The sequence below is a fragment of the Streptomyces sp. NPDC059740 genome (assembly GCF_042733155.1).
Taxonomy (GTDB): Bacteria; Actinomycetota; Actinomycetes; order Streptomycetales; family Streptomycetaceae; genus Streptomyces.
On record NZ_JBHWGP010000043.1, the window covers coordinates 32,117 to 48,048 of the forward strand.

At 74.5% G+C, this 15,932-nt stretch carries 16 protein-coding genes and 1 pseudogene; 9 read left to right on the plus strand and 8 right to left on the minus strand.

The annotated features are described in order from the left end of the window. Positions 1-144 precede the first annotated feature (144 nt). Complete coding sequence (locus ACFV3R_RS30500) at positions 145-378, minus strand: type A2 lantipeptide (protein WP_385589884.1); 234 nt, start codon at positions 376-378, stop codon at positions 145-147. An 826-nt stretch (positions 379-1,204) separates the two neighbouring features. Between ACFV3R_RS30500 and ACFV3R_RS30505 the strand changes: the two genes are divergently transcribed. After that, positions 1,205-2,674, plus strand: a complete 1,470-nt coding sequence (locus ACFV3R_RS30505; protein WP_385589886.1) for an AlkA N-terminal domain-containing protein — start codon at positions 1,205-1,207, stop codon at positions 2,672-2,674. Between the two features lie 198 nt (positions 2,675-2,872). Here ACFV3R_RS30505 and ACFV3R_RS30510 read toward each other — a convergent pair whose 3' ends face one another. Together ACFV3R_RS30510 and ACFV3R_RS30515 are read right to left on the minus strand one after the other, a co-directional pair. Beyond that, positions 2,873-3,862 (minus strand): slipin family protein, encoded by a 990-nt coding sequence (locus tag ACFV3R_RS30510; protein WP_385589916.1) that lies wholly within the window; start codon positions 3,860-3,862, stop codon positions 2,873-2,875. Positions 3,863-4,097: 235 nt separating this feature from the next. Further along, positions 4,098-4,451 (minus strand): annotated as a pseudogene (locus tag ACFV3R_RS30515) (nuclear transport factor 2 family protein); the annotation flags it as partial. Between the two features lie 57 nt (positions 4,452-4,508). On the opposite strand from ACFV3R_RS30515, the gene ACFV3R_RS30520 reads away from it, so the two are divergent. The 5 genes from ACFV3R_RS30520 to ACFV3R_RS30540 all read left to right on the plus strand — a co-directional run bounded on the left by ACFV3R_RS30520 (position 4,509) and on the right by ACFV3R_RS30540 (position 7,821). Beyond that, positions 4,509-5,216 (plus strand): TetR/AcrR family transcriptional regulator C-terminal domain-containing protein, encoded by a 708-nt coding sequence (locus ACFV3R_RS30520; RefSeq protein ID WP_385589888.1) that lies wholly within the window; start codon positions 4,509-4,511, stop codon positions 5,214-5,216. 225 nt (positions 5,217-5,441) lie between these two features. Continuing rightward, a complete protein-coding gene (locus tag ACFV3R_RS30525) occupies positions 5,442-5,846 on the plus strand; it encodes a hypothetical protein (RefSeq protein WP_385589890.1) in 405 nt (134 codons plus the stop codon). Next, on the plus strand, positions 5,843-6,826 hold the full coding sequence (locus ACFV3R_RS30530; RefSeq protein ID WP_385589892.1) for a transcriptional regulator: 984 nt from the start codon (positions 5,843-5,845) through the stop codon (positions 6,824-6,826). The genes ACFV3R_RS30525 and ACFV3R_RS30530 overlap by 4 nt, the downstream gene beginning before the upstream one ends. Positions 6,827-6,866: 40 nt before the next feature. Further along, positions 6,867-7,304, plus strand: coding sequence for a roadblock/LC7 domain-containing protein (locus ACFV3R_RS30535; protein ID WP_385589894.1), 438 nt, complete (start codon positions 6,867-6,869; stop codon positions 7,302-7,304). Between the two features lie 142 nt (positions 7,305-7,446). Next, positions 7,447-7,821 carry a hypothetical protein gene (locus ACFV3R_RS30540; RefSeq protein WP_385589896.1) on the plus strand — a complete coding sequence of 125 codons (375 nt, stop codon included), beginning with the start codon at positions 7,447-7,449 and terminating at the stop codon, positions 7,819-7,821. Between the two features lie 56 nt (positions 7,822-7,877). On the opposite strand, the gene ACFV3R_RS30545 is transcribed toward ACFV3R_RS30540, so the two are convergent. Continuing rightward, complete coding sequence (locus ACFV3R_RS30545) at positions 7,878-8,387, minus strand: NUDIX domain-containing protein (protein WP_385589898.1); 510 nt, start codon at positions 8,385-8,387, stop codon at positions 7,878-7,880. A 235-nt stretch (positions 8,388-8,622) separates the two neighbouring features. On the opposite strand from ACFV3R_RS30545, the gene ACFV3R_RS30550 reads away from it, so the two are divergent. Beyond that, positions 8,623-9,747 carry a glycerate kinase gene (locus tag ACFV3R_RS30550; RefSeq protein WP_385589900.1) on the plus strand — a complete coding sequence of 375 codons (1,125 nt, stop codon included), beginning with the start codon at positions 8,623-8,625 and terminating at the stop codon, positions 9,745-9,747. A 157-nt stretch (positions 9,748-9,904) separates the two neighbouring features. Here the strand turns inward: ACFV3R_RS30550 and pssA are convergent, their stop codons facing one another. The 4 genes from pssA to ACFV3R_RS30570 form a co-directional block, all read right to left on the minus strand. Further along, a complete protein-coding gene (gene pssA / locus ACFV3R_RS30555) occupies positions 9,905-10,765 on the minus strand; it encodes a CDP-diacylglycerol--serine O-phosphatidyltransferase (protein ID WP_385589902.1) in 861 nt (286 codons plus the stop codon). Further along, complete coding sequence (locus tag ACFV3R_RS30560; RefSeq protein WP_385589904.1) at positions 10,752-11,399, minus strand: phosphatidylserine decarboxylase; 648 nt, start codon at positions 11,397-11,399, stop codon at positions 10,752-10,754. The genes pssA and ACFV3R_RS30560 overlap by 14 nt, the downstream gene beginning before the upstream one ends. Before the next feature lie 854 nt (positions 11,400-12,253). Beyond that, positions 12,254-13,279 (minus strand): HpcH/HpaI aldolase/citrate lyase family protein, encoded by a 1,026-nt coding sequence (locus ACFV3R_RS30565; protein WP_385589906.1) that lies wholly within the window; start codon positions 13,277-13,279, stop codon positions 12,254-12,256. A gap of 97 nt (positions 13,280-13,376) precedes the next feature. Next, positions 13,377-14,168, minus strand: a complete 792-nt coding sequence (locus ACFV3R_RS30570) for a TetR family transcriptional regulator (protein ID WP_385589908.1) — start codon at positions 14,166-14,168, stop codon at positions 13,377-13,379. Between the two features lie 324 nt (positions 14,169-14,492). Between ACFV3R_RS30570 and ACFV3R_RS30575 the strand changes: the two genes are divergently transcribed. Continuing rightward, a complete protein-coding gene (locus tag ACFV3R_RS30575) occupies positions 14,493-15,158 on the plus strand; it encodes a HEAT repeat domain-containing protein (RefSeq protein ID WP_385589910.1) in 666 nt (221 codons plus the stop codon). A 120-nt stretch (positions 15,159-15,278) separates the two neighbouring features. Next, positions 15,279-15,920, plus strand: coding sequence for an SDR family oxidoreductase (locus ACFV3R_RS30580; RefSeq protein WP_385589912.1), 642 nt, complete (start codon positions 15,279-15,281; stop codon positions 15,918-15,920). The last annotated feature ends 12 nt before the right edge of the window (positions 15,921-15,932 follow it).

Consider the following 15,932-nt stretch of genomic DNA (forward strand, 5'->3'; position numbering starts at 1 on the left):
CCTGTCTTGCGGATCTTGCCGGGTGCGGGAGCACCACGTGCCCCGGGCCTTTTCAGGCCCGGGGCACGTCCCGGTCGCGCCGGAGCGCGACCGGGGAACCGCCGGTGTGCGTACCTGGTGGCGGTGTGGTGGTGCGGTGGTCTCTCAGAGACCGACGCCGACGTTGCCGCCCGCGGCAACCGGACCGGCGTGCACGCCGGCACCGGCCTGGACGTTCACGCCACCGACGGTGCCGAGGACGCCGCCGAGGGTGTTGCCGACGGTGGCGCCGACGGTGTCGGTCAGGCCGGCGACGGGGCCGCCCGCCATGCCGCCCGAGACGTTGTCGAGGTCGGCGTCGGAGATCTCCTGGGTGGCGACCTTGGGTGCGGAGTTCATTTCGGTCTCCTTATGAGCGAAGAGGTTGACGGTGCTGCGGCGCGCCATTCGAGAAGGGCGTGACGGTTGCTGCCCCGGCATACCTGGGGACCCGGTGAGCAACTCCCGCAGCGCGATGGATAAAACCACGCCGCTGCCGACCGTTGCTAATCCGTGTCGTGCTCGACCGGCGCCTTTCTTCACGGTCGGGAACAGGTGGTGGACAGGTGTTCATTGCCCGACCGGGAACCCTTCACAAGATCGTCATCGGCTGGGGGGCATGATTCGGAATCGCCTGCTCCGGAACGGTGCCGTCTGCTCCGCCGCCGGTGGGGCAGGTGGCGAGGTGCCTGGCCGGGGGCGCCCATGTGGCGGATGTGCCGTAGGTGTGCCGATCGGCTGAAGACGCCGAGGAGTCGACCCGGGTGTCCGTTCCCGCCGCGAAGTCCGACTTGGCGGCAGTCTCTGACAGTAATTCACGGCGGTACCGGCCGTATTTATGGCAGTCCCTGTCAGGAAAACTCGACGACGGTCTCCCCGCGAAGAGGTGTGACCGTTTTACCGGCAATGCCGGGAGGAAGACGCAGAAGAAAAGGGAAAACGGTAACCCACAGCCATCTCCGACATTCCGTGAGCTCCGCGGTGAAGTTGGTGCCGCGTCGTCAGGCGATCGGGACACCGGCAGGCACGGGTGCGGTTGCCGCGGCGGGTGGCGGACGGGACGGCGGGTGTCGCCGCCGGGCGGGCCGCCGGGGCGGGTGGGAGCGTCGGGCGGCGGTCGGGCAGCAGCACGTCGACGTCGGATTCCTGCCAGCCCGAGCCTTCCTCGTCGACGATCCTGGGCTTCATGCACACCGATACCGAGCGCTGCCGACGAGCCGTCCGGTCGCGCGACGCGCGCTTCGACGGCTGGTTCTACGTGGCGGTGACCACGACCGGGATCTACTGCCGTCCCAGCTGCCCGGTGGCGCCCCCCAAGCCCGAGAACATGACCTTCCACCCGAGTGCGGCCTCGGCCCAGGAAGCGGGTTTCCGGGCCTGCAAGCGCTGCCGCCCCGACGCGGTGCCCGGCTCCCCGGAGTGGGACGCCCGCGCCGACCTCACCGCGCGCGCCGTGCGCCTGATCGCCGATGGCGTGGTGGACCGCCACGGTGTCACCGGGCTGGCCGCCCGACTCGGCTACAGCGCCCGCCAGGTCGAGCGGCAACTGACCGCCGAACTCGGCGCCGGCCCCCTGGCCCTGGCCCGGGCACAACGCGCCCGGACCGCGCGGCTCCTCATCGAGACCACCACCCTGCCCATGGCCGAGGTGGCGTTCGCCGCGGGCTTCGCCAGCATCCGCAGCTTCAACGACACGGTCCGGACCGTGTTCGCCCTGCCACCCGGTGAGCTGCGCAGCCGAGCCGCGAGGAACCGGCAGGCCGTGCCCACCGGGGTGCTCAGCCTCCGCCTCCCCTTCCGCGCCCCGCTCTGCCCCGACAACCTCTTCGGCCACCTCGCCGCCACCGCCGTGCCGGGGGTGGAGGAGTGGCGGGACGGCGCCTACCGCCGCACCCTGCGGCTGCCCTACGGGCACGGGACGGTCGCGCTCAGGCCGCGCCCCGACTACGTGGAGTGCCGGCTCTCGCTGACCGACCTGCGCGACCTCACCGGCGCCATCGCGCGGTGCCGCCGCATGCTGGACCTGGACGCGGACCCCGAGGCCGTGGACGAACTGCTCGCCGGCGACCCGGTGCTGGCCCCGCTGGTGGCGAAGGCCCCCGGGCGCCGGGTGCCGCGCACCGTGGACGCCGAGGAGTTCGCCCTCCGCGCGGTCCTGGGCCAGCAGGTCTCCACCGCCGCGGCCCGCACCCACGCGGGCCGGCTCGTGGTCGCCCACGGGGAGCGGGTGGTGGACACCGAAGGCGGCCTGACCCACCTCTTCCCCAGTCCGGACGCCCTCGCCGGCCTCGACCCCGAGACCCTGGCCCTGCCCCGCACTCGGCGTGCCACCTTCACCTCGCTGGTGGCGGCGCTGGCGGCCGGCGAGGTCAGGCTCGACGTGGGCGAGGACCGCGAGGCGGTCCGGGCCCGGCTCGCGGCGCTGCCCGGTATCGGCCCGTGGACCGTGGAGTGCGTGGCGATGCGGGGTCTGGGCGACCCGGACGCCTTCGTCCCCACCGACCTCGGCCTGCGGCGGGCCGCGGCAGGACTGGGGCTGCCCGGCACCCCGGCCGCCCTCGTCCGCCATGCCGAACGGTGGCGCCCCTGGCGTGCCTACGCCGTGCAGTACCTCTGGGCCACCGACGACCACCCCGTCAACCGCCTGCCGGCGTGAGTGGGCCTGCCCCGGACGGATCGCGGACCGGGCCGGAGGCACACGCCGCGGGCCGCCCACGGCACCCGGCGGAGTACCGGCCCCCGGCACGGCACCTGCTCCGCCGGGCGGGCGCGCCCGTGCCCCGCACCGCGCGCTCCGCCCAGTCGACCGGAGCCGGTCGGCCGGGCGGAGCAGGGTTCGGGAAAGGGTCAGGGGTCAGGTCACGTCGGTCGTGTGCCGTACCGCTTCTCGGGCCTCCACGGCCGGGTCCGGGGGCAGCGGCAGGTCCGGGGAGGCGCCGGGGGAGTCCGGCGGCGCGCTTCGGCGCTGCCCGCCGTCGCCCTCGGACCCGGCAGCCGGGGTGCGGTCCTCGCCCGCAGGCCCGGCTGCCGGAGCCTTGCCGTCCGTGAGGGCCGCCGGTGCGTCCTGCCCGTCGGACGAGCCCGGTTGCTGTGCGCGCTCGAGGAACCGCAGCAGCTCCACCGGGAAGGGCAGCACCAGCGTGGAGTTCTTCTCCGCCGCCACTGCCGTGATCGTCTGGAGCAGCCGCAGTTGCAGGGCCGAGGGTTGCGAGGACATCTGCTGCGCGGCCTCCGACAGCCGCTTGGAGGCCTGCAGCTCCGCGTCGGCGTTGATCACCCGGGCCCGCCGCTCACGGTTGGCCTCGGCCTGGCGGGCCATGGACCGCTTCATCGTGTCGGGCAGGGAGACGTCCTTGATCTCGACCCGGTCGATCTGCACGCCCCAGCCGACGGCAGGCGAGTCGATCATCAGCTCCAGGCCCTGGTTGAGCTTCTCGCGGTTGGAGAGCAGGTCGTCCAGGTCGCTCTTGCCGATGATCGACCGCAGGGAGGTCTGGGCCATCTGCGAGACCGCGAACCGGTAGTCCTCGACCTCCACGACCGCACTGATCGGATCGACGACCTTGAAGTAGACGACGGCGTCCACGCGCACCGTCACGTTGTCGCGGGTGATGCCCTCCTGGCCCGGAATGGGCAGGGTGACGATCTGCATGTTCACCTTGTGCAGCCGGTCGACGAACGGAACGATCGTCGTCAGGCCGGGCGCCCGAGCGCTGCCGTTCAACCGTCCCAGGCGCAGCACGACGCCGCGCTCGTACTGTCTGATGACGCGGAAGGCGGACCCGCCCGTGATCACGAGTGCCGCCAGGACCACGACGATGATGAGAACTATCGCTCCGGTCATTTCGGTACCTACCGTCTGGAAGACGACATCTCCAGCGTAGAACTCCGCCACGGTTGCGGCGAGGGCCGCCCGCCGCCCGGCCGTCCGCTCGCGCACACCCCTCAGGGTCCTTGCCATATCCCGCCCGGGTCGCGTGGTCCGGCACCGAGCAGCCGGATCTGCTCCACCTCGAACGAGCGGTGGGTGGGCTCGGGCATGCGGGATGCGCGCCGGTGTGGGTGCCGCTCACCAGTAGTCGCGCCACGACCCGGTCGCCCTCGGCCACCAGTTCCTGGGGGAGGACCCGCAGGTCGGCGAAGGCCGCCAGCTGCCGGCGGATGCCCTCCAGGGCCGCGCCCGGTTCCTCGGGCTCCCCGTGGATCACCTTGTTGTGGTCGGCGACGTCCTCGGTCAGCAGCTCCGCGATGTCCGCCGGGCGCCGGTCACTTACGCCGGCGAAGAGGGCGAGCACAGCACTGCGGTTGGCCGCCCGTACCGCCTGCTCCGCCTGTGCCGACGGTTCCGCCTGCCCGGACCGCACGGCTTGCCCCGACTCCCCGGGACGGGCGGTCCGGTCGTTCCTGACGACTGCCACAACTCCCCCTGGCACTTCGTTGCTTACGATGTAAGAAGCGGGGGCAGTCTGGCACTTACAATGTAAGAATCAATGGCGTCACGTGAGGGGACGGGCGGGATGGCGGCGAGGAAGCGGGCACGCGGCGAGCGAGCCGGACTGACCCGGGAACGCGTCCTGGACGCCGCCCTGGAACTGGTCGACCGCGACGGGGTCGAGGGCCTGACCATGCGCCGGCTCGGCGCACTGCTCGGCGTCGAGGCCATGACGCTCTACCACTACGTCCCCCACAAGGATGCCCTGCTGGACGGCGTGGTGGAACGGGTCTTCGCGCCCGCGTTGCCGGCGGTCGACGGGGACACCGACTGGCGCACCTACCTCACCGGCTACGCCCACGCCCTGCGCGCCGCCCTGGCCCACCACCCGGGAGCGCTGCCGCTGGCCGCCACCCGCCGGGCGGTGACCGACGCGACGCTCGACGCGGTGGAGCGCGGACTGAGCGTCCTCACCGCCGCCAGCTTCCCCCTCGGGCGGGCTCTGGACCTCCTCAACACCCTCTCCCTGCTCGTGATCGCCCACACCGCAGCCGAGGCCCGGCACGCGGCGGCGGCCGGCGAGGCCGAGCCGCGCGGCGCGGCCCCGTGGATCGCCGCGCACGACCCGGTGCGTTACCCGCTGCTCACCCGGGCCGCCGCCACCGGCGAGGGTACGGACGACGAGGCGCGCTTCCGCCTCGCCGTCGCCTCCCTGCTGGCCGGTTTCGCCGCGACGCTGCACGAGGACGGCACCGGACGGGGGTGAGCGGTGCGCCCGGGCCGCGCGGGTCCCGGGCGTCCGGGCGGGGAGCGGGGCGCGCCGGTGGGTGTACGGAGCTCCGCGGGCCGGCGGCGGCCGGACGCTGTGGACAGGGCCGTTGGCAAATTCCAAATGAATTTGCCATTCCGCCACCGGCCTCCCACCGCATTGCGTAACCTCCTCAGCACACGCAGGCATCCCAGACCGCCGAAGGCGCCGGAGGAGAGAGACATGCCGGGAATCGACGCCTGCCTGCTCGACGCCATGACGCTCTCCGGGGCGCAGGGAGCGGCACTCGTGGACTGGACCAGCGGCCTCGCCCTGGGCACGGTCGGTGAGCCGCCCCGCGGCGACCACGAGACCACTGCGGCCGAGGCGGCGGAGCTGGTGCGGCTGACGGTCGAACAGAGCGTCTTCGCCCCCCAGTCGTCACCCGGCGGCGCGGACCCGGCCGGGGGCGGTGGGGTGGAGGACCTCCTCATCACCTCCGCCACCCACTACCACCTCCTGCGCGTGGTGGAGAGCGCCCTGGAGGCCGGCGTCTTCCTCCACATCTGGCTCGGCCGCGCCGAGGGCAACCTCGCCCTGGCCCGCATCCGGCTGCGGGAGCTGACCGAACGGCTGGTGCTGGAGTGAGCCCCGCCCCCCGCACGCCGGACACCGGGGCCCCCGCCACCGGACGAAGACCCGGCACCACCGCGGCGCCCGCTCCGCCCGTCCGCCCCCGAAGACGCGACCCGGCGGCAGAACCCCCGCAGGACACTGCGACCAGGTTGGTGGCGCTGGCCGCCGCCCGCGCCACCGGCGCCCTCCTTACCGACCGCGGGGTCCTCTACCTGCTCGACGGCCGGGTGGTGCACGCCGAGGCTCCGCAGGCCCCCGGCATGGACCTCCTGCTGACCGTCGGCGGCCTGCTCACCCCCGAGGACTGGGACCGCGCGGTGGCCCGGGCCGGCGCCCGGCACCGGGTCGGCGCCCACCTCGTCGAGTCCGGGCTGCTCGGCAGGGGCGAACTGGAGATGTGCCACCTGACGGCGGTCTGCGACGCAGCCTTCTTCGTCCTGCGCCCGCCCGCCCCCTCACCGGCGTCCGGGAACCCCGCCGACCGGCCCGACCCCGGCCCGGAACCTCCCGGCCCCCTCCCGGACCGGCCCGTGGCCGGAGACGGACCCGCGAAGGCCGCGCCGCCCCGCTTCCGTGCCGGCGCCCGCCACTGGATAGGCCCCTCCCACCCCGTCGACGCGGACCGGCTGGTGCGCGAGGCCCGCAGACGCCGCGCCATGCTGGAGCGGGCCTGGCCGACCGCGGACCTGGACGAAGCGCCGGTTCGCCTGGCCGACCCACCGCCGCGAAGCGTCCTCCTGCCGCCCCGCCACCGCGCCGTCCTGGCCCTGGCCGACGGCTCCCGCACACCGGCCGCCATAGCCCGGCAACTGGGCCGCCCCGCCTTCCACACCCTGCTCGACGTACGCCGGCTCGCCGCCTCCGGACACCTCGCGGCCACCCCCGGGCCCGAGCCGCCGGCCGGCCCCGAGCGGCGCCCCGCCGACCTCTCCGGCACCCCGGACCTCGCCACCCTGCACCGGATACGTGACGCCCTGGAGGCCACCCTGTGACGCGCGACCGCCACCGGTACTTCCCCCGCCCACGGCCGTCATGAGGAGACGCGCCCTCAGACCGCGCGCCGAAAGGAGACAACTCGTGGCGGTGGAAACCGAGGTACGAGAGGAACTCGTCCGGCTCCGCGCACGCCTGCCGCACCTGGCCGGGGCGCTCGTGGCGACCACCGACGGACTGCTGCTGGCCCACGAGGCGGAGTCCGTCGAAGCCGAGGGGACCGCGGCCCTGACCGCGGCGGCGCTCGGCGTCGCGCAGCGGCTCGCGGACGCCACCGGCCAGGGCGGCTTCCGCGAACTCCTGGTCCGCGGCGAACACGGCTACGTGGCCTGCTACGCGGCGGGACCCTCGGCCGTCCTCACGGTGACGGCCGGCCCGCGCACCAACGTCGGCCGCCTGCACCTGGAGGCCCGCCGCAGCGGCGAGCGGATCGCCGCAGTCGTCGCCGGCGCCCTGGAACGACCGGCCCACCCCTGACACCCGCGCCCGGGCGCCAGGGCTCCTGCGGCCGGACGCCCGGCGCACCCGGCGTACCGGACACGAGACCGGCCGGGGCCGTGACGGTCCCGGCGACCCGACAGCACGGCAACCGCCGTGGAATCCCGGAAGGTGAGACACGATGAGCAACGTCGATGCGGCGCTGAAGGAGACGATGTCGACCGTCGAGGGCACCCTCGGGGTGGCCCTGGTCGACTACACCAGCGGTATGGCGCTCGGCACCGTAGGCGGGGGCGCGGAGCTCGACCTGAACGTCGCCGCCGCCGGCAACACCGACGTGGTCAGAGCCAAGGCCCGCACCATGGAACACCTGGGCCTGGACGAGCAGATCGAGGACATCCTCATCACCCTGGACACCCAGTACCACCTCATCCGCCTGCTCAAGAGCCGGGGCGGCAGCGGCCTGTTCCTCTACCTCGCCCTGGACCGCAGGCGTGCCAACCTCGCCATGGCCCGCCACCAGCTCCGCCAGATCGAGGCGCGACTGGAGGTGTGACCACGCCGGCCCCGCCGGTGCCGTCAGCGGGGCCGGCCCGCCGACGGCACCGGCCCTCAACTGCCGTGCGGCCCGCGGGGGACGGGCGGAAGGCCGTCCTCCAGCTCGACGGCGCCCCGCCCCGAGTCGGCTGCCGTCAGTGCGGCCCGGACCCGGCGGGCCAGGCCGGGCGACATCAGCGCGAGGGCCTCGTCCACGGGCAGGACCCGGAAGGAGAGGAGCTCCTCCTCCTGGAGCCTGATGGCGGCCAGTTGCCCGGCCGAGAGCACCCCGCCGTCGAACAGGTAGGAGACCAGGGGCGGCCGCCGCTCGCCGGAGACCCAGTCCACGACCAGCAGCGGGCCGGGCTCGATGTCGAGGCCGATCTCCTCGGCCGTCTCCCGGCGTGCGGCCTGACGGGGCGTCTCGCCGGTGTCCGCCTCGATGGTTCCGCCCGGCAGCAGCCAGGTGTCCCGGTAGCCCGGTTCGACGACCAGCAGGCCCCCCGCCGCGTCGCGGAAGACGACACCCGCCCCGGACAGGACACGGGGCAGGCCGGCGATGTAGCTGTCGTAGTCGTGGCTCATGCGCCCGAGGGTAGCGGTGCGCGTCTCACGCGGTGCCCACCCGGGCCCGTCGCCCCGGCGGCCCACCCGGCCCCCGGCCGCCCGGCCTGCGCACCTGCTCCGAAGGCGACGCCTGTTGCACCCGGGTGCCGGGCGGTTAAGGTCGCCTCGGCGCGACTGCCCAGGTCGGAACAGCGGGGAGACCCGCGGAGCAAGGGGTTACACGGTGGTTGACGCAAGGACACGGGCGGCTCACGTGCTGGTCGCAGCGGACAAGTTCAAGGGCTCTCTCACGGCGGTCGAGGTCGCCGAGCACGTGAGCGAGGGCCTGCGCCGGGTCGTGCCCGGCCTGGAGGTCGAGTCGGTGCCGGTCGCCGACGGCGGTGACGGGACGGTCGCGGCGGCCCTGGCCGCGGGGTTCAGCCGCCACGAGGTGAGCGTCAGCGGGCCCACCGGGGAGCCGGTGGAAGCGACCTTCGCCCTCGACCGGCAGGGCACGGCCGTCGTGGAGATGGCCGAGGCGTCCGGCCTGCGGCACCTGCCGCAGGGCGTCTTCGCCCCGCTGACGGCCACCACCCGAGGCACCGGCGAACTGGTCCGCGCCGCCCTGGACGCGGGCGCCACGACGCTGGTCCTCGGCGTCGGCGGCAGCGCCACGACCGACGGCGGCGCCGGCATGCTCACCGCGCTCGGTGCCCGGCTGCTGACCGCCGACGGTCGGCCCGTCGGCCCCGGCGGCGGCGGGCTGCGGGACCTGCACACCGCGGACCTGAGCGGACTGGATCCCCGTCTCGCCGCCACCGAGGTGATCCTCGCCAGCGATGTCGACAACCCCCTCACCGGTCCCAAGGGCGCCCCCGCCGTCTACGGCCCGCAGAAGGGCGCGGCCCCCGAGGACGTCGCCCTGCTCGACGCCGCGCTCACCCACTACGCCAAGGTGCTGGAGGAGGCCGTGGGGGAGCGGGCGGCCCGCAGCGCCGAGGCCCCGGGGGCCGGCGCCGCGGGCGGGATCGGCTACGGCGCCCTGGTGGGCCTGGACGCGGTCTTCCGGCCCGGCATCGACGTGATGTTCGAGGTCCTCGGCTTCGCGCCGGCGCTCGAACGCGCCTCCTTCGTCATCACCGGCGAGGGCTCCCTGGACGAGCAGACACTGCACGGCAAGGCCCCCGCCGGCGTGGCGGCCGCGGCCCGGAAGCGGGGGCTGGAGGTGGCCGCGGTCTGCGGTCGCGCGACGCTGTCCGCACAGGCGCTGCGAGAGGCCGGCATCAGCGCCGCGTACGCCCTGCTGGACGTGGAGCCCGACCCGGCGCGCTGCATGGCGCAGGCGGGCCCGCTGCTGGCCGACGCGGCCGAGCGCCTGGCCCGCGACTTCCTGGTCTGAGGGGGCCCTGAACGGCCTGCGGTGGCCGCCCCGGGGTTTCCGGGGCGGCCACTGCCTCGTCGGGCCTCCGGGCGGCGCTGAGGGCGTTTGGTACGCGGAACGGGCCGGGGCCCGGGCGAGATGCCCGGGCCCCGGCCCGTCGTCCGTCCTGCGGCGGCTACGGCAGCTGCGTCTGCGCCGCCCGCGCCTCCCGCCGGTTGCCCCGGAAGGTGTTGACCCGCCGTGCCGTGGCGAACAGCGGGATCATCGCGCCCAGCACGATCTGGAGCGAGCAGCCGGTCTGCAGCACCAGCTGCCCGCCGGGTGCGTCCAGGGCCCAGCCGGTCAGCAGCCCCATGCTGAGCACGATCCAGGCCAGCATGGCGACGGCGAGGCGGCCCCGCGGCTTGGGGTACTCCACGCGGCTCACCATCAGCCACGCCACGCCCATGATCGCCAGCAGGGTCGGGAAGAACGGCAGCTCCAGCAGGACGATGGCGACCACCGTCAGGGCGCCGAACGGGCTCGGCATGCCCTGGAAGATGCCGTCCCGCAGCGTCACGCAGGAGAACCTCGCCAGCCGCAGCACCACGGCCAGCAGCACCACGACCGCGGCGACCACCGAGACCCGCTGGTGGGCGTCCTGCGCCACCATGCCCCACGTGACCACGAAGTAGGCCGGCGCGAGACCGAAGCTGATCAGGTCGGAGAGGTTGTCGAGCTCGGCCCCCATCGCCGAGCTGCGGAGCTTGCGGGCCACGAGCCCGTCGAAGAGGTCGAAGATCGACGCGGCGAGCATCAGGATGACCGCCATGGCCGCACTGTGCCGGGCCATGCCGCCGTCCTCGGTCCCCGTGAGGTGTGGGATGAGGACACCGGTCGTCGTGAAGTAGACGGCCATGAAGCCGCAGATGGCGTTGCCGAGGGTGAGCGTGTCCGCTATCGACAGCCGCGTCGACAGCGGCATGTCCGGCTCGCCCGTCTCCTCCTCCAGCTCGGGCGCCCAGCCCGCCTGGGTGTCGGGATCAATCACGGTCAAGACGAGTCACCCCCGCAGTGGTGGCCTGGCCGACCTCGACGGCGACGTCCACGCCTTCCGGTAGGTAGAGGTCGACCCGCGAACCGAAGCGGATCAGGCCGATCCGCTCGCCCTGCTCGACCTTCGAGCCCTGGGGCACGTAAGGCACGATGCGGCGGGCGACCGCGCCGGCGATCTGCACCATCTCGATGTCACCGAGCTCCGTGTCGAAGTGCCACACGACCCGCTCGTTGTGCTCGCTCTCCTTGTTGAACGCCGGGACGTACCCACCGGGCACGTGCTCGACGGAGGTCACCGTGCCGGCGAGCGGGGCGCGGTTGACGTGGACGTTCAGCGGGCTCATGAAGATCGCGACCCGGGTGCGTCCGTCCTTCCACGGCATGATGCTCTGCACCACGCCGTCCGCCGGGGCGATGACCCGCCCCTGCGTGATCTGACGCTCGGGGTCGCGGAAGAACCACAGCATGCCGGCCGCGAGGGCGGTGGCGGGTACGGCGGCAGCCGCCCAGCGTCCCGAGCGGCGGGAGCGGGCGAGACTGACCGCGGCCGTGGCGACGGTCGGCAGGAGCCACGGCGATGCTCCGCGCGCCAGGCGGACGCGACCGCTGTGAGCAGAGGATGAGCTGTGGGGCATGGATGACCTTCGTAGCGGAGGGTGCCGCGAATGCAAGGGGGACGTGCGGCTTTCTCGGGATGCTATCGGTTACAGGCGGCAACTGGCCAAGAGCCAGCGCCAATCCGTGGCCGAGAAGCGATGACAGGGTGTGATCTTCCTCTAGGGCAAACATGAACAAAACGGTCATATCGGCAAGGGGATGATTCCCCTCCGGTACCTGCCGTCCAGTGATCGTCCTCCGGATCTCGCCCGTTCCTTCACCGGTCAGGAGCAATCCGGCCCCCGCGGGGGAAGCCCGGCACCCGGCGGACGCCCGCCCGTCCCGCCGGGGCCCTGTGAGGCGAACGGATGGCCGGAGGTGGCCGGGCGCGCCGCGTCCGCCCCGGCGGGCCCGCACGAGGCCGCAGGCGACCGCCAGGGGCGCGCGGCGACCCGCCCGGCGCTTCCGGCCCCCGCGGGCGCCGCCGCGCTGCTCATGCGCCCCCGCTCCCGCCTCGACGAGGACATCACGCACGGTGACGGGACGGTCCACCCGCGGTGGTGCCGCCCCCGAGCGGCGCAGTGTGAGGGAAACCACTCTCTTCCCGCCCGGGGAGGGCAGGGCCCCGCAGCACCCCCACAGCTCACACCCCGGCCGGAGGAGTCGCGGGACCCGCCGGTGGCCCGCCGGCGGGCGGCGGACCGCATCCCCGCCCGGGGGCGCGACCGCACCCGCCGCCGAAGGCCGCCGAACCCACCCCGCGGACGCGACGCCGGCCCCGGCACGGGCGTCCGGGCGGTCAGGGGCCGGTCTCCCGAACCCCCGCGCGGCGCACGGGCGGTGGGTGCCGGAACCGGGGGGCAGGCGGCAACTGCCTCTTCCCGTGCGGTGGTCAGGACTCCGGCGGCTCGAACCGGGAGGTGCGGACCATCCCCGCGGCCCTTCCCTTGCCCGAGACGACCAGCGCCATCTTCCGGCTGGCCTCGTCGATCATCTCGTCACCGAGCATGGCCGACCCCTTGGCGCCACCGGCTGCCGAGGTGTGCCAGGCGTAGGCGTCCAGGATCAACTCCGCGTGGTCGTAGTCCTCCTGGGAGGGGGAGAAGACCTCGTTGGCCGCCTCGATCTGCCCCGGGTGCAGGACCCACTTGCCGTCGAAACCCAGCGCCGCGGTGCGCCCCGCGACCCTGCGGAACCCGTCCACGTCGCGGATCTGGAGGTAGGGGCCGTCGATTGCCTGGAGGTCGTGGCTGCGGGCCGCCATGAGCAGGCGCATGTAGACGTAGTGGAAGGCGTCCGCGTCGTAGCCCGGCGGCTGTTCCCCCACGGCCAGCGACCGCATGTTCACCGAGGCCATGAAGTCGGCGGGCCCGAACACGACGGTCTCCAGACGCGGTGAGGCGCCGGCGATGGCGTCGACCTCCACCAGGCCCCGGGCGTTCTCGATCTGCACCTCGATGCCGATCCGCCCGACCTCCAGGCCCAGCGTCTTCTCGATCTGCGTCAACAGCAGGTCCAGCGCCACGACCTGCTGCGCGTTCTGCACCTTCGGCAGCATCAGGCAGTCCAACCGGTCACCCGCGCCCTCCACGACGGTGACCACGTCGCGGTAGGTCCACTGCGTGGTCCAGTCGTTGACCCGCACGACCCGGGTCCGGCCGCTCCAGTCACCGGTGTTGAGGGCGTCGACGATGTTGTGGCGGGCGCCCTCCTTGGCCAGCGGGGCGCAGGCGTCCTCCAGGTCGAGGAAGACCTGGTCGGCGGGGAGCCCCTGCGCCTTCTCCAGGAAGCGGGGGTTGCTGCCGGGCACGGCGAGGCAGGAGCGGCGCGGACGCGACCGGCGGGCAGCGGTCCCCGACGCGGCGGCAGGAGCGGTGTCCGCGGCGCTGCCCGGGGTGCTGGGAGTGGGGGACGTCATGCGGGGACCTCCAGGGGAACGTCAGACGATCACCCCGACCCTACGGCCGGCCACGACCGGGCCGTCGGCGAGGCGGCGGGCCCGGCGGCGCGCCGGCTCAGCCGCCGCCGAGCGCCCGCTTGATCGTGCGCATGACCTCGCCCAGCGGCGCGTCCGTGCGGGCCACGGTCACCAGTACCTCACCCGAGGGGCTGACCGTCGCGGTGGCGGCGTCCGGCACGGAGCGCCCCACGCCGATGCCGGTGCCGAAGGTCTCACGGACGATCGCGAAGGCCCGGTCGAGGTGCGCCTCCACGTCGCCCTGGGCGCCCGCCCGCAGCCAGCGCCGCAGCACGTGGTTGTGGGCGGTGACCACGGCCGAGGCGGCGACCTCCGCGAGCAGCGGGTCGTCGTCGCCCTCGCGGTGCGCGCCCTCGTCGAAGTGGCCCAGGAGATAGCGCGTGAAGAGCCGCTCGTAGCGGGCCACCGAGGCGATCTCGGCCTCCCGGAGCGTGGGCACCTCGCGGGTCAGGCGGTAGCGGGCGACCGACACGGTGGGGGAGGCCGCGTACATCCGCATGACCTCCTTGATGCCCCGGCAGACCGTGTCCAGCGGGTTCTCGTGCGGGGGCGCGGCGTCCAGCACCGCCTCCGCACGCACCAGCGTGTCGTCGTGGTCCGGGAAGATCGCCTCCTCCTTGGAGCGGAAGTGGCGGAAGAAGGTGCGCCGCGCCACCCCCGCCGCCGCGGCGATCTCGTCGACCGTGGTCGCCTCGTACCCCTTGGTCGCGAAGAGCTCCATGGCCGCTGCCGCGAGCTCCCGTCGCATCTTGAGCCGTTGGGCCGCGGCACGGCGGCTGGCGGGGGTGTCGGGGGTCTCTGACGACGAGGCGCGAGGCGGCTGGGACATGCTGGGACGGTACTGCATATGGCCGTCTGACGTGGCACGGGTCCAGTACAGCGCCTCCCGCCGGCGGTCCGCGCGGTGGCCGGGGAAGGCCCCCGGCCCGGTGACGCCGTGCGAGGCGGGAGCGTCCGTGACGCCCGCGCCGGCGCCCACCGGCCCCTCCCGGCGGACCGCACGACGGGGCCGGTGCCCCGCCCGGGCGCGGGCCGGCCCGGCCCCGCCGCGGGCGGGCCGCGGCGAGTCGACCGGGCCGCGGGGGAGTTGCCGCGCCGTAGGAGGGGAAGGGAGGCGGAGAGAGCCATGGGTGGTCCGTGGAGGGGAGCCGCAATGGGAGATCACAGAGCGCACCGCGCGAAGCCCGCCGGCACGGACGACGACGCGGCGCCGTTCCACGCCCTCACCGACCGCGTCCGCACCGAACTCCGCTCCACCGACGACCTCGCCCTCTACGAACGGCTGCTGTCCCTGGCCCGGCGCCGGCCGCCGGCCGGCCACGACGAGCTCGCCGACGTCCTCACCGCCATCGAACGCCCCCTGTGGGCCCGGGAGATCGCAGCCTTCGTGCTCGGCTGCGCCGGCGACCCGCGGGCCTTCGAGACGCTGGTGCTGCTGCTCAACTACCGCGACCCGGTCCGCTGCGCCACGGCAGCCCACGCCCTGGCCCGGCTGGGCGACCCGCGGACCGCCCGGGCAGCCGCCGCGCTGGCCACCAACCCCCTGCGCACCGCCTACGCCCTGCACCCCGTCCGGCTCCTCGCCGAGCTGCGTGCCCCGCAGTCCGTGCCGGCGCTGATAGCCACCCTGGACCGGCTCCTGGTCCCCGGCACGCCCTACTGGCGCGTCGCCCTGGCCTGCGTCGAAGGACTGGCGACGCTCGGCGACCGGCGAGCCCTGCCCGTCCTGCGCGCCGCCCGCGACCACCCCCGGCTCGCTGCGCCCGCCGCCGCGGCCCTCGCCCGCCTCGGGGTCCTCGACGACGGCGGCGCGGCCTGAGAGGCCCTTCCCGGGCGGTAAACGACGCACCCGGCCCCGGCGGCCCGCCTGCCGCCCGAGGAGGTCCGTCGCCGGTGCGCTTGACCCTGCCGCCGGCGTCAGGGTCGCATTCTGCTCCGCATGACCGAGCAGACCGGCGCCTTCGACGCCTCCTCCGCCCCGACTCCGCCCGCCGCCGGGCACCCCGGCAGCACGCCCTCATCCGCAGCGCCCGCCCCGTCCCCCGGGCGGGGAGACGGCGCCGCCGCCCCGCGCACCGTCGTCGTGACCGGGGCGGGCAGCGGCATCGGGCGGGCGCTCGCGCACCGCTTCGCCGCGCTGGGCGACACGGTGGTGGCCGTCGGGCGGCGGCCCGGCCCGCTGGCCGGGACCGCCGCGGCCTCCCCGCGCATCCACGTGCGGCAGGCGGACGTCACCGGCGAGGACGCGACGGCGGCCGTGATCGAGGCGACGGTGGAACGCTTCGGGCGTCTGGACGTCCTCGTCAACAACGCGGCGCTGGCCGGCGGCCCCGGGTTCGGCGAACTCACCCGGACCGCGGCGCACCGGATGCTCGCCACCAGCCTGGTGGCCCCCGCGCTGCTGACCGAGGCGGCCGTGCCCCACCTGGTGCGCACCGGTGGCACGGTGGTGAACATCAGCACCACCGTCGGGCAGCGGGCGTGGCCGGCCTCCTCGGCCCTCAGGGGTCCTTGCCATATGCCCGCCCGGGTCGCGTGGTCTGGCACCGCACCTCGCGGCGTTGCCGAAAAGCCCTGGTAGCTCCGCTACGAG